Below are 12727 nucleotides of genomic sequence, written 5' to 3'. Positions count from 1 at the left end.
TAAAAAAGCTCCCTGCCGTATATGATATGGTCCTGATTTTATTTCCTGCGCGGCCTTAGTTATTTTCTTTTTCCGTCCGTTTCAGGCTGTATATGTCAGGCCTTCTGTTTTCCAGCGTAAACACCTGTTTCCTTACCTTGTCCAGATAGTCCAGATCAATCTCAGCCGTAATAATTCCGGGACAGTCCGGCGCCTTGGCAATGACATTCCCCCACGGATCCACAATCATGGATTTTCCGTATGCCTGGAACCTGGGCTTTACTCCGTACTGGGCCGGGGCAATTACATAACAGCCGTTTTCGATGGCCCGCGTCCTTAAAATTGTTTCCCAGTGATCCTTTCCCGTATTCATGGTAAAATCAGCGGGGGTAAACAGTATCTGCGCCCCCTCCAGGGCCATAATGCGGAACATCTCGCAGAAACGTATGTCGTAGCAGATAGATAATCCCCAGTGACCCGTCTCTCCTGTGTCAACAGTCACTATATCCTCTCCGGGACAGATTCTATCTGATTCCCGGACCTCCGGTCCGTTTTTAATAACCACATCAAAGGGATGCATCTTGTGGTATTTTGCCCTTAAAGCTCCCTCAGGATCAATTACCATGGTACAGTTATAAGGTCTGTCTCCCTCAGGATTTTTTTCATAAATACTTCCGCAGTGAAGCCACATACCATATCTTTTCGCTATCTCTGAAAAGCGCTGGAATGTTTTTCCTCCCGGGACCTCCTCCGCGTTTTCTTTGCTTTCATTTCCCACATAATTGACATTTTCCGGCATAGCCAGCAGTTTGGCTCCCCTGGCTGCCGCCTCTGCCGCAAATTCTTCTACTGTCCTTAAATTTTCTTCTACATTGTCCTGGGAATCCATCTGTATTACCGCTGCCGTAAACTTATTCATATGTCTGTCCTTTCTTTCTGCCTTATAAGGCCTGCCGCTTTTTCAGTATACAGTTTTCTTATTTTTTCTGACAGTCAAAAGTTTCTTCCATAAAAGCCACAATTCTGTCCACGCATTTGGTTACAATGGCCTCTCCCTTTTCTTTTGTTGCAATAGTCGCATCTCCGAGAATGCCATTGGGCGTCTTTTCGCCAAACTCGTCGTAAGTGACAATATCCGGGTACTTTGTAAATTTTCCATCCATCTTAATACACTCTGCCTTGGAGAAATCCACATATTCCGGATGGAGGTACATCATTACGGAAGTACCGCATTCACTGGCATGCCCGTGAGCCATCCAGCCTGTATTTTCGCAGATTCCCACTGAATTTGGCTGCGTGAAACGCCACCAGTCAACCTGTGCGCACTTAATACCGTGGGATCTTTGATATTCTCTGCAGAGCTGTCCGATAATCGGCACATTTCCTGCGTGCATGTTAATAAACATAAAGTTTTTAAAGCCCCAGTGAATCAGGGATTCCATAATATCCCTCATCACAAGGTAATAGGTTTCCGGCATAATTTTAATTGTACCTGGAAAACCATACAGCGGCGCAGATTCTCCAACTTCAATAAACGGCCCTATCATGGCGTTTACCCGTTCTGCCACTCTCTCGCAAATAGCCTCCGATACAATGGAATCCGAGCCGAGAGGAAGCTGCGGTCCATAAACCTCGATAGCTCCTGCCGGAATAATAACTGTGTCGCAGTCTGCCTTTCTCTCCTGAAATTCTGTCCAGCTCATTTCCTTCATCCAGTTTGTGTTCTTCATAGCGATTCTCCTTTTCTATTTTTGCTTATACTTATATACTTATTGTTTTCTTATACGGCTCTCTTTCTGTACCTTCTTCCAAGCAAAACTCCGCCTCCAAACAAAACAATTAACAGCAGCCAGCTCCACGCGTATACAAACAGAGGCTTTGTCATGCACAGCGCCACCAGTATCAGAGTATACTGGAGCTGATACGTATATCCCAGCGTACTTGAGGATGTAATATTCGTAGCCGCCTTTGTTTCAAACTCGGGATCCACTACTTTAAGTAAAAGAAGTCCCGTAGCCAAAACGCCGCAGCACTGTCCAAACAGTCCGATGGAAGTCTCGAAGGAATCCTCTTTTGGAAGAATCCATTTTGAAAATATAAAGCAGCTGACATAAGTGATAGCCGCCACTGCAACGCTTACAACGACTAATGGTACGGCGTAAGTAGAAAATACGCTGACGCTGGTGGTTGCAATCGCTGATGCAATCATGTATTCCAGGGCAGCTCCCGAAATTCTGACTACTGTTTTCCGATCAATCATGTCATTCACCCGCTTTGCCTTCTGGGTGGCAATGCAAAACACTGCGCTGAAAATCAGACAGCAGGCAAACAGCGGAAGATTTACAAAAAATTCATTAATTCCAATGAGAATATTTCTTAATACATGTCCGCACAGAATAATGAATCCTACCAGCATAAGCTGAGAGCCTAAGGGATCCAGCGAGGCGGAAGCCGTTACTGAATTTCCCAGGGAAGGTCTTTCTCCTTCCGGATAAAAACCGGTAAGCATGCTCTTTGGAAGCTCTTCGCGTTTCATCTTTACCTTAGTGATGCCTTTCTGAGCCGCCCTGTTAATCAGGATCATTCCCCCAATTACTCCTGTCAGCATTCCGATGGTAGCAAACGTTGCGCCCACCTGAGCTCCTGTTGTCATATAACCCACATCGTCAAAAATAGTTCCCCCCGCGATAGCCATAGAATGTCCGCCATAAAAGCCAAGTACCGGAAGAATTCCAAATCCGAATTTCAAATCCGCAAATACAAGCCCCAGAAGAAACGTAACAGTAAGCCCTACGATTACCTGCATCTGGTGAATAGTCCCCGCCAGAAAATAAGTCTGCAGCGCCGGCCCCGATACTTTCTCCAGTTTCAAGCCAAGGAAGGAACAGCTAAATACAATCGCGCTTAAAACTCCTGCCCACTGGCTCATGGAAGAGGAAAAAGGAAAATACACCGGCGAAACCTTTCCCAGTACCTGCGGCCCGAGAAGAAGTCCCAGCACCCCGGCAATCAGCGATACCGGAATATAATAAATCTGCAGAAACTTAATTTTTCTTCTCATCCAGGCTCCAATCACTAACAGCATACTTATCAGCGAAAAATCAATTAAAACACCCTCCAATGTCATAGAATCTCCCTCCTCTTCTCCTGTGTTCAGGCAACTATTTTTTCCTTCTTCGTTCTTTTCTCCTCCAAAATGTTTTATTTAATACATTTAGTATGACATTGTATCTATTTTATTTCAATTCGCATTTTATATAATTATTATTGAATATTTTTGTGCATTTTTACTCTATCATTTATTATTTATATTCTTTTTTATGTCTTTATCATATATTTCTTTCTTTTCTCTGATACGCTTCAGAGAGGAATTAATATGCAAAATAGGATTCCCGTAATCTTTGAAATCTGCTTGCTGCCGCCGAACATGCATACTGCAAAAATAACTGCCAGTACAAGGCTTACGATGAGGGGCGTTGCAGAAGCGTCGTAAAAGCTGTACGCGCGGGAGAAATCTGCAATGTTAAATGCAGCTACCATATTGAATCCGCCCATATAAGTTACGAGCAGAGTGCAGGCAAATAGCAGGCCCAGCCACCTTTTCTTCAGTACTGCCTGTATGTTGTAGTACGCAGGGCCTCTGTAGGAACGTCCTAGGCTCTTCTTTTGTAAATCTGCGCCAGAGGTGCTTCCCACAAATGCAGATGCGCTTCCCAAAAGCGCTACTAGCCACATCCAGAACATAGCTCCCGCGCCGCCAATACAGATAGCCATGAAGATTCCGGCAATATTTCCATTCTTACTCTGGAAGCCGTCGATACCATAAGAGCCTGGAAGGAAGAAATTGGCTTTTTGTCATCTCTGGGTTCTTTTACCACCCGGATTGCCTCTTTCAGGCAGCGGAACTGAACGAATTCTGTCTTTACCATAAAAAAGATGCCCCCTCCGGTCATCTGTCTCTTTTGTGAGCGCATCCTGAATTTAGCATTTTTTAATACTCTTCCTGAAATAAGAAACTAAAACCGGCAGTTTCCATCTAGTGGAAATTATGGTACAATGACCGCAAAGCGGACATTTTGTCCGCGCCGAGAACAGGATGCTAAACCCCCGGAGATTTTGCTTCCAAGGTTTTCACCCACTTTAAAATAGTGTCACGCGGAAGGAGAGCAAAAGATGGATCAGACAGGACGAAAGAAAATTCTGATAGCAGATGACGAGCAGGATCTCAGAGAAATCCTGAAAATGATTTTAAGCGCCGAAGGGTACGAAGTAGTTGAAGCAGAAAACGGGTTACAGGCTGCCAGACTGGCAGACGAATCCATTGATATGTATATTTTAGATGTCAATATGCCGGAGGAAACAGGTTTTGAGGCTGCCAAAAAAATCCGGGCCCGCTTTCAGGCGCCGCTTCTGTTTCTCACAGCCTACTCAGGAGAAGCAGACAAGGTAAACGGCTTTTTAATCGGAGCAGATGACTACATCGTAAAGCCCTTTTCCAATATGGAGATGATCATGCGGATTCGCGCTGTGTTCCGCAGAGCGGAGCAGGGAACTCCTCCCGCCGCAGCCAGGGAGGAGACAGCTGAAAAAAAGGGGATGATCCCCATCGGCGATTTGCTTCTGGATACAGAAAGTCAGTCCCTTATAAAGAACCAGGCTGTAATCAGCCTGACCTATACGGAATACCGAATCCTGGAGCTTATGGCAAAGCACAGAAAAAAAATCTACTCCCTGGACAATATTTACCAGAGTGTATGGGGGGAAGACGCTGTTGGGGACGGTGCAATTATGGTACACATAAAGAATATCCGAAAAAAAATGGGCGACAATTCACGAAATCCGAAATATATAAAAACAGCCTGGGGAAGGGGATATTACATTGACTGAACACCGTGTACGCAGGAGGCAGCTCGCCTGGGAGCTGATCCTTTATTTCTGTATCAGCATGATCTGCTCTGCTGTTTTTTATCTGTTTCTATACGGAGGAGCCGCTTCCATCGCACAAAATTACCTGCACTACAGAGGGTGGGTTCCGGCCAGAGAATGGCTTTCGGCTGGAAGGCTGTGGCTGAAGAGTTTGTGTGCCATGGGAGCTGTCCTGTTTTTTCTCTGGATTTTCTTTATTCTTCTCTCTAAAAAAGTGTCCTACCTTCTGACCATCATAAAAGGAATCGAAAAAATGGATGCCAGAGAGATGGACTTTTCCATTCCTGAGGAGGGAAATGATGAGCTGGCAGAGCTCGCCGCATGCATCAACAGGCTTGCATGTTCTCAGAGGGAGCTTCGCTTCCGGGAGCAGTCCCTTCGTGACGAAAGGGAGCGCTTCATCCGCTCCATGTCCCATGATATCCGCAACCCACTGGCTGCAATCCTCGCCCGCTCCGAGTATATGAGAGAGCGTGAAACATGGAGTGAGGAGGAAATCAGGGCTTACATTGACAGTGTCTGCAGCCGGGCCGGCCAGATCAGAGAATTGACCGATCGCCTGCTAAACACAAATGTCAGAAAACTGACACATATTGAAAACGGGCGATTCCTGATGGAACAGATGGCCAGCGAATGGGAAGCGTCTCTGGAGGAACACTTTCTATGCCAGCTCTCTCTCGATGCCTGCAGAAATTTTGAGTGGACCGTGGATCCAGGAGAACTTCAGAGAATTTTCGACAATCTGATGACAAATATTGAACGGTACGGAAACGAAAACTGTCCTGTGAGTCTGGAAATCAAAACCGGAGCCGATTCCCTCTGTATCACACAGGAAAACGGTATTTCTAAAAATGCCGTTCCGGAAACGGAAAGCCGCGGACTGGGAATTGCTGCAATCCGCCAGATTGCGGAGCTTTACCAGGGCAGTATCACCATTAATCGGACGCCGGAACTCTTTCATATTGAAATTGTTTTAAAAGGACTTGTTATTCTTTAGAATTCTTCAGAAACTGCTGTGACTTTTTTTCAGATTTTCCTGCTACACTGGGAGCATGAAAACGAAACAGAGAATCTCATTCGTTTTTAAACAATCAAAAAAAGATGAAAGAGGTGCAAAATATGGCATTAGGAATGTTAATGGTACTGTTTGTTGTGATGAGTGTTTTGGGTGCAATTGGTATCCTGATTATGTTTTTGGCAAAAAAATCACGGCTTCAGAGCGGAGCAGTCTATGTGATGGCTGCCTTCGGACTGCTGACAGCATATCTGGGAGCTAACAGCCTGCCGTCAAACTATCTGTCCGCTCAGCTGTTTAGATGGGCAATCGGAGCTGTTGGAATTGCAGGAGCGCTTCTGTACTGGAAAAGCTCAGAAGAAAGCTGGAAGCTGGCAGGCAGACTGCTGGTAGCCGGATCTGTGGTTCTCGGTATTGCAAAGCTGTTTCTTCTTTAAAGTGATGCAGGAGGCGGTATACCCCAGCCATGGGAGTATGCCGCCTCCTGCATTTTCTGTTTTCTCTAATTCCAGAAATCTGTCTTTGTCTCCAGATTAATGCTCGCTGCCTTAAATACCGGATTCTTTCCCGCTCTCTTCTGTTTCAGGTAATCATTCATGCAGCGCACAGCCGGACCGCAGAGGATCAGGATGACAGGAAGATTGATAATTGCCATCAGTCCCATGAGCACATCTGCCGTATTCCAGGCCACGCTGAATTCCATTGTAGAACCAAAGCATACAATCAGAGCTGCCGCGATTCGGAACACAAGCATCAGTTTCTTTCCCGGCTTCTTGTCACAGATATAGCCAAGCCCCATCTCTGCATAGTAGAAATTTCCGATTAATGTGGTAAACGCGAACAGGCAGAGTGCAACTGTAATAAAAACAGTTCCAAAACCTCCCAGTGTATTGGCCACCGCCGCCTGCACATAAGGCATTCCCTGGAGCTCTGTGCTTGGTTCAATTCCGGAGCACAGAAGCATGAAAGCCGTTGCGGAGCAGATCACGATAGTATCAATATAGACGGAGAGCATCTGCACCAGTCCCTGCTTTACAGGATGGGAGACTCCTGCGGATGCAGCTGCATTGGGAGCGGAACCGACGCCCGCCTCATTGGAAAAAAGGCCTCTCTTGATTCCCTGCATAATAGCGGAACCAGTAAAGCCTCCGAATATCGCCTGGAAATCAAAGGCCTGTGAAAAAATATCCGCAAACATCTTGGGAACCAGATTTAAGTGGGTCACAATAATGGCAAGAGATACAAGGATATAGAAGATTCCCATAACAGGAACGAGAACTCCTGTAACCTTTGAAATCTGTTTGCTTCCTCCGAATATGCAGAGAGCAAAGATCACGGCCAGCACAACTCCCACAATCAGAGGTGTTGTGGATTCGTCATAAAAACTGTATGCCCGGAAGGAATCCGCAATGTTAAATGCAGCTACCAGGTTAAATCCTCCCATGTAAGTTACAATCAAAGTACATGCAAAGAGGACTCCCAGCCACCGTTTCTTTAACACTGCCTGTATGTAATAGGCCGGACCTCCATAAGAGCTTCCGTCATCGGCCCTCCTCTTGTAAATCTGAGCCAGTGTACTCTCAATAAACGCAGATGCGCTGCCTAAAAGGGCCACCAGCCACATCCAGAACATGGCCCCTGCTCCTCCGATGCAGATGGCTGTTGAAATTCCCGCAATATTTCCCGTTCCCACTCTGGACGCAGTAGATACCATCAGCGCCTGGAAGGAAGAGATGGATTCCTTGTCGTCGCTGGGCTCCTTTACCACCCGGATTGCCTCCCGCAGACAGCGAAACTGTACAAACCTTGTCTTTATTGTAAAAAAGACGCCCGCTCCGAGAAGCAGTATAATCAGAATATAGGTGTACAGCCAGTTACTCAGCGTATTGATAATTTCCGCAAACAAATCGAAATCACCTTCCCTTTCCACAAATTTTTCATCTCTTATTCTTCTTACTGAACTTTTTAAATGCTCATTTTATCTGCCAAACCTGCCTTCGTCGTTTTCCCCCTTCCGGTCACCTGTCTCTTCTGTGATCGCGGCCTAAATTTAGCATTTTTTAATACTTTTTATACATTTTTTATTATAATATATCACCCCTTGTCTTTACAACAAATTTTTGCAAAATTTTAACCTTTATTCAATCTTTTCTAATCTTCCCACGCGAACATGTGAAGATTCAGTTTCTCGGAAACGTATCTCAGCATGGCCTGGCCTCCTGCGCTGTTTCCCTTCTGATCCAGGGACGGACCGTAAATGCCGATTCCCATTTTTCGGTCCACAACAGAGAGGATTCCTCCTCCTACGCCGCTCTTGGACGGGATTCCGACCTCCACGGCAAATTCACCGGAACCGTCGTACATACCGCAGGTGAGCATAATCGTTTTCACCGTGCGCACCACCTCCCTGTCCAGAAGCCGCTCTCCCGTTTTCGGATGAAATCCCCCGTTTGCCAGCACCAGGCCAAGGCCTGCCAGGCTCTTTGCCGTAACGCTTAAGGAGCACATCTTGATATACAGCTCCAGACTTCTCTCCACATCGCATTCAATAATTCCCTTGCTCTGGAGCAGATAGGCGATAGCCCTGTTTCTGGCACTGTGCCCCATCTCCGAGGAGTAGACTCTCTCATCCAGCCTGATCTTCGGATCCAGGCAGAGCTTTCCCGCATAGTCCAACAGCTCTTTAAAGCTGAACACAGGCATCAGGTAGCTGGCCACTGCAATCGCCCCGGAATTGATCATTGGATTATAGGGATAATTGCTGGTCATATCCAGCTTGAGCAGGGAATTGAAGGCATCCCCTGACGGCTCCATCCTGATTTTTTCAAACACCTTTTCAAAGCCGCAGTGCTGAAGCGCCACACACAGGGAAATTACCTTGGAAATACTCTGAATGCTGAACCTCTTTTCTGCATCCCCGGCCTCATAGACTTTACCGTCTCTCGTATAAATACAGATCCCCAGATCTGTTTTATCAGCCCGTGACAGCTCCGGTATATAGGAGGCGGTTTCCCCCTTCGGCACCTCTCTCATCCCGGCAAGAAGAGCCTCGTTTAAAATCCGGGGCATCTCCCCGTCCGATACGCCGCCATTTCTTCCACCGCCTTCTTTCTGAGGCCACTCTAATCTGACTTTTTCCTCTGTCATTTCTCATTCCCCCGTCCTGCCTGGATATCCTCTCCCATAGCTGCTTTTCAGCCCCCGACTGTCGTCTCGATGGGACTGCTCGTCAAAGGCATGCTCATGCAGGCATGGCATGCGCTTTCCTCGCTATTATACCATCTTTTCTGAACAGGGCCTAATTCTCTATATCTATAGGGATATAGCATATTGCTACAACAAAAACCCACATCAGGCACTTTTTTATGGTATAATGACTATAAAACAGCTATTACAGAATCCCATTTTGAGAGGTCAGCTATGAATTTTGATTTAAATCTGAAGCATCTTTCCTACTTTATAGCGGTTGCCCGCCTTGGCTCCATCAACAAGGCGGCACAGACCCTTTACATATCACAGCCCTACCTGGGGAAAATCATAAAAGAACTGGAGAATACGGCGGGAACGGTTCTGTTTGAGCGCACACGCAGCGGAGTAATCCTGACGCCTGACGGGCGCGACTTTTTGGAGCACGCGGACACCATTTTAAGAGAGGCAAAAAAGCTTCAGCGCTTTTCAGGCTCCTCTGATGCTCCCTCCCATTTCCTCAGCGTGTCCATGACTCGCTTTTCCCACATCATGGAGAGCTTTATCGAGATCGTTCTCCGGCACAAGGATGAGCCCTCCTTTCTTCACCGCCTCCGGGAAGGGACTGCCCAGGAGGTAGTCGAGGATGTCTATTCCGGCCAGTTCAGCGTGGGCGTCATCCACCTCGATCCGAAAAACCGAGGGCAGGTGAGCTCCCACATATCCTCTCTGGGGCTCTCTTACTCCTTTCTGGCCCACGTACGCCCCCACATCATCCTCTCGGCAAACCATCCCCTCATACGGGAGGGACGTCCTGTCACGCTCCGCAATCTGGCCCCCTACGGCTTTGCCAGGTACCAGGATGCAGCCGAGGATTACGCCTACCGGATTTTTTCGCAGAATGCTCAGTATAACCTGAACTCAGGGCCTAAAATCGTATATCTGGACGGCCGTGCTTCCCTGATGCACCTGCTCTCCAACAGCGATTTCTACAGCATCGGCATTCACGATTTCTCAGCTCAGAGCTCCACCTACCAGGTCATCTCCATTCCCATTGAGGAGTGTACCGACTGCCTGGAGTTTGGCTGCATTCTCCCGAGAGGCGGCGCTGTTTCCGGCATTGCCGCGGAATTTCTGGAAGAATTGAAAAGCAGGCTTTCCGAGGGCATCACAGCTCTCTGGCAGACAGAAGGCAGAGCGGAACATAACCGTTGACTTTTGGATTGTTCTTTCCTATAATATATCTGAATTGAATATGGCGAGGTGCCTGCGTTTTCATTCCGCAGGAGAATAGAGAAGTGAGGTGAAAATCCTCCACGGTCACGCCGCTGTAAAAGAAGAGTTGTCCCCAAAACGTGTCACTGGGCTCTGCCTGGGAAGGCCGGGGGCAATGAGGACGCTTGAGTCAGAAGACCTGCCCGCCATAGGAAATCGGCAAAGCTTACTGCGAAGGACAGAGGCTCTGTCAGACGGCCTTTACCCAGCCGTCGGCGCTCTTCACAAGACTTTCTGTGATGAAGCGCTTTTTTGCGTGCCCTGAAAAAGCAAAGCCTGAGACAGGAACACCGCAAGCCATTAGTGCAGATGGGTGCGCACAGCGAATGAAAGGAGTTTACGATGACAAAAACGAGAAAAACACAAATCCTTCTGGCAGCTCTGCCTGCCGCAGCCCTCGGCGTCTCTTTTCCGGCCTCTGCCATGCACATCATGGAGGGTGCTCTCCCTGCCGGATTCTGCGTGGCCTGGGGACTGATCTGTCTGCCCTTTCTTCTGGCAGGCTTCTTTTCCATCCAAAAGACGATCCGTGAAAACCGGCGCGCCATCACTCTTCTGGCCATGTCAGGGGCCTTTATCTTTGTGATTTCCTCCCTGAAAATTCCCTCTGTCAGCGGAAGCTGCTCCCATATGACGGGGACAGGACTGGGGGCTGTCCTGTTTGGACCCTCTGCCATGTCTGTTCTGGGGATTCTGGCACTGATTTTCCAGGCGTTCCTTCTGGCTCACGGCGGCCTGACCACCCTGGGAGCCAATACCTTCTCCATGGCTATCGCAGGTCCCTTCGTCTCCTGGCTGCTCTACCGGATCCTTAGCGGTTTCCGGATAAACAGAAAAGTTTCCCTTTTTGCAGCCGCTTTTCTGGGGGATCTCTTCACTTACTGCGTAACTGCCTTCCAGCTTGCCCTGGCCCATAACTCGGCCACCTCCTTCTCCATCGCCTTCAGGGAAAATCTGGTTATCTTTGCAGGAACCCAGATCCCTCTTGCCGTGGTAGAAGGGCTTTTGACTGTCGCCATCGTCATCGGACTGGAATCATATGCGCAGCCGGAGCTTGCCGCTGTGGGATTTTTAAAGGAGGGAACTGAATAATGGAAAGAGAAGACCGTTTCACACCGAAAAGAAGGGAAGGGAAAGCCGGAACCGGCCATAAGACAGCCGGGAAAAGCAGCCGCGCTCTCGCAGCAGCCCTCCTGATCGGGGCTGTGCTGATCGCATTTGCCCCTCTGTTTCTTTTAAAGGGCGCAGAATTCGGCGGTTCAGACGACCGCGGCAACCAGCTGATTGAGACGACGGATCCAGGCTACGAGCCGTGGGCCTCCCCTGTTCTGGAAACACTGCTGGGAGGAGAACTTCCAGGGGAGGTAGAAAGCATGCTGTTCTGCCTTCAGACGGGAATCGGCGTGGGCGTGATTGCCTTCTTTATGGGCCGTTTTGTGGAGAGGAAGAAGTGGACGAGACAGTGCGGATTATCCGAAATCCCGGATGACTGCCAGACAGTACGAGAGGAAAGATAAATGCTTTTAATTGACAGCTTCAGCTACCAGTCACGGCTTCGCTATATCAACACCGGTGAAAAGTTTTTCTTATCCATCCTCAGCCTCTGCCTCTGTGTGGCAGGGCGCTGTGTCCGGCTGGATCTCTATATCATCCTGGTCATGGCAGCTCTTACTGTCCTGGCCGGGGGACTTTCCCCCGTCTCCTACTTTCGCCTTTTTCTGATCCCCCTCAGCTTTCTTGCAATGAATGCCCTGGTTTTAGGGCTTTCTCTGCGGGAGACTCCCCTGGAGCTTTTCTCCCTTCCGGTGGGAGGGCTGTATCTGACAGCCGGGAGGGAGACTCTCTCTGCCGCCGCCTGCATGGCTGCCACTGCCCTGGCAGGTGTATCCTGCCTCTATTTTCTGGCTCTCTCCACGCCCCTTTCAGAGCTTCTCCTGTTTCTCAAAGGGCTGCATCTTCCGGCGCTCATCATCGAGCTGATGATGCTGATTTACCGGTTCATCTTTCTGCTCCTGGACTGCGCCGGAAAAATATCCGTGGCCCAGCATTCCAGGCTGGGAAACCGCGACTTTCACACCTCCCTGTCTTCCTTTGCCTCCCTGGTCTCCTGTCTGTTCATCCAGTCTGTCCGCCGTTCCGGCATCCTGTATGACGCCATGGAGGCCAGATGCTATGACGGGAATTTTTCTGTTCTGAGGGAGTGTCTGCCGCCAAAGCCTTCCCATCTGGTTCTGATAGCTGCCTTTGAAGCCTCGGCCTGCCTGGTTCTGTGGCTGGCTTCCTGACTTATCACTCGTCATTCATCATTCACACTCACTGTTCACCACCCATTAAAGGAGGACCGAC

Annotated in this window: 13 protein-coding genes and 1 riboswitch; of the genes, 7 read left to right on the top strand and 6 right to left on the bottom strand. The window is 48.5% G+C overall.

The features are described 5' to 3' along the window. Positions 1–55 precede the first annotated feature (55 nt). From DW757_RS02700 to DW757_RS17560, 4 genes are all read right to left on the bottom strand, one after another. On the bottom strand, positions 56–898 hold the full coding sequence (locus DW757_RS02700; RefSeq protein WP_087384046.1) for a carbon-nitrogen hydrolase family protein: 843 nt from the start codon (positions 896–898) through the stop codon (positions 56–58). Positions 899–956: 58 nt separating this feature from the next. Continuing rightward, complete coding sequence (locus tag DW757_RS02695; protein ID WP_243033317.1) at positions 957–1709, bottom strand: creatininase family protein; 753 nt, start codon at positions 1707–1709, stop codon at positions 957–959. A 50-nt stretch (positions 1710–1759) separates the two neighbouring features. Beyond that, complete coding sequence (locus tag DW757_RS02690; protein ID WP_118750913.1) at positions 1760–3106, bottom strand: sodium/glutamate symporter; 1347 nt, start codon at positions 3104–3106, stop codon at positions 1760–1762. A gap of 233 nt (positions 3107–3339) precedes the next feature. Next, complete coding sequence (locus DW757_RS17560) at positions 3340–3714, bottom strand: GerAB/ArcD/ProY family transporter (RefSeq protein WP_243033314.1); 375 nt, start codon at positions 3712–3714, stop codon at positions 3340–3342. A gap of 438 nt (positions 3715–4152) precedes the next feature. On the opposite strand from DW757_RS17560, the gene DW757_RS02680 reads away from it, so the two are divergent. The 3 genes from DW757_RS02680 to DW757_RS17285 all read left to right on the top strand — a co-directional run bounded on the left by DW757_RS02680 (position 4153) and on the right by DW757_RS17285 (position 6357). Beyond that, positions 4153–4866 carry a response regulator transcription factor gene (locus DW757_RS02680; RefSeq protein ID WP_118750912.1) on the top strand — a complete coding sequence of 238 codons (714 nt, stop codon included), beginning with the start codon at positions 4153–4155 and terminating at the stop codon, positions 4864–4866. Next, a complete protein-coding gene (locus DW757_RS02675; RefSeq protein WP_021966933.1) occupies positions 4859–5902 on the top strand; it encodes a HAMP domain-containing sensor histidine kinase in 1044 nt (347 codons plus the stop codon). Before DW757_RS02680 ends, DW757_RS02675 begins: the two co-directional genes overlap by 8 nt. A gap of 122 nt (positions 5903–6024) precedes the next feature. Continuing rightward, positions 6025–6357, top strand: a complete 333-nt coding sequence (locus tag DW757_RS17285; RefSeq protein ID WP_015573744.1) for a hypothetical protein — start codon at positions 6025–6027, stop codon at positions 6355–6357. Between the two features lie 65 nt (positions 6358–6422). On the opposite strand, the gene DW757_RS02665 is transcribed toward DW757_RS17285, so the two are convergent. Together DW757_RS02665 and glsA are read right to left on the bottom strand one after the other, a co-directional pair. Next, the gene (locus DW757_RS02665; protein ID WP_008395031.1) at positions 6423–7850 is read right to left on the bottom strand and encodes an alanine/glycine:cation symporter family protein; all 1428 of its coding nucleotides are present in this window, start codon (positions 7848–7850) and stop codon (positions 6423–6425) included. A 221-nt stretch (positions 7851–8071) separates the two neighbouring features. Continuing rightward, on the bottom strand, positions 8072–8989 hold the full coding sequence (glsA, locus tag DW757_RS02660; protein ID WP_347476039.1) for a glutaminase A: 918 nt from the start codon (positions 8987–8989) through the stop codon (positions 8072–8074). A gap of 351 nt (positions 8990–9340) precedes the next feature. Here glsA and DW757_RS02655 point away from each other — a divergent pair, with 351 nt between their 5' ends. The 4 genes from DW757_RS02655 to cbiQ all read left to right on the top strand — a co-directional run bounded on the left by DW757_RS02655 (position 9341) and on the right by cbiQ (position 12666). Beyond that, positions 9341–10321 carry a LysR family transcriptional regulator gene (locus DW757_RS02655; RefSeq protein WP_008395029.1) on the top strand — a complete coding sequence of 327 codons (981 nt, stop codon included), beginning with the start codon at positions 9341–9343 and terminating at the stop codon, positions 10319–10321. 28 nt (positions 10322–10349) lie between these two features. Next, a riboswitch (cobalamin riboswitch) is annotated at positions 10350–10543 on the top strand. A 180-nt stretch (positions 10544–10723) separates the two neighbouring features. After that, the gene (locus DW757_RS02650; protein ID WP_118750910.1) at positions 10724–11473 is read left to right on the top strand and encodes an energy-coupling factor ABC transporter permease; all 750 of its coding nucleotides are present in this window, start codon (positions 10724–10726) and stop codon (positions 11471–11473) included. A gap of 101 nt (positions 11474–11574) precedes the next feature. Beyond that, positions 11575–11898: a cobalt transport protein CbiN gene (locus DW757_RS02645; protein ID WP_182433236.1), complete on the top strand. Its 324-nt coding sequence runs from the start codon at positions 11575–11577 to the stop codon at positions 11896–11898. After that, a complete protein-coding gene (gene cbiQ / locus DW757_RS02640; protein WP_118750908.1) occupies positions 11899–12666 on the top strand; it encodes a cobalt ECF transporter T component CbiQ in 768 nt (255 codons plus the stop codon). The last annotated feature ends 61 nt before the right edge of the window (positions 12667–12727 follow it).

The sequence above is a fragment of the Clostridium sp. AM29-11AC genome, assembly GCF_003480545.1.
Taxonomy (GTDB): Bacteria; Bacillota; Clostridia; order Lachnospirales; family Lachnospiraceae; genus Otoolea; species Otoolea saccharolyticum_A.
The sequence above is the reverse complement of the archived record's forward strand: the minus strand, read 5'-3'. Positions and strand labels throughout refer to the sequence as shown.

Bases quoted from the DNA above. Each gene is read 5' to 3' on its own strand.
- DW757_RS02700 (WP_087384046.1), bottom strand. From the start codon at position 898: ATGAATAAGTTTACGGCAGCGGTAATACAGATGGATTCCCAGGACAAT.
- DW757_RS02695 (WP_243033317.1), bottom strand. From the start codon at position 1,709: ATGAAGAACACAAACTGGATGAAGGAAATGAGCTGGACAGAATTTCAG.
- DW757_RS02690 (WP_118750913.1), bottom strand. From the start codon at position 3,106: ATGACATTGGAGGGTGTTTTAATTGATTTTTCGCTGATAAGTATGCTG.
- DW757_RS17560 (WP_243033314.1), bottom strand. From the start codon at position 3,714: ATGTGGCTAGTAGCGCTTTTGGGAAGCGCATCTGCATTTGTGGGAAGC.
- DW757_RS02680 (WP_118750912.1), top strand. From the start codon at position 4,153: ATGGATCAGACAGGACGAAAGAAAATTCTGATAGCAGATGACGAGCAG.
- DW757_RS17285 (WP_015573744.1), top strand. From the start codon at position 6,025: ATGGCATTAGGAATGTTAATGGTACTGTTTGTTGTGATGAGTGTTTTG.
- glsA (WP_347476039.1), bottom strand. From the start codon at position 8,989: ATGCCCCGGATTTTAAACGAGGCTCTTCTTGCCGGGATGAGAGAGGTG.
- DW757_RS02655 (WP_008395029.1), top strand. From the start codon at position 9,341: ATGAATTTTGATTTAAATCTGAAGCATCTTTCCTACTTTATAGCGGTT.
- DW757_RS02650 (WP_118750910.1), top strand. From the start codon at position 10,724: ATGACAAAAACGAGAAAAACACAAATCCTTCTGGCAGCTCTGCCTGCC.
- cbiQ (WP_118750908.1), top strand. From the start codon at position 11,899: ATGCTTTTAATTGACAGCTTCAGCTACCAGTCACGGCTTCGCTATATC.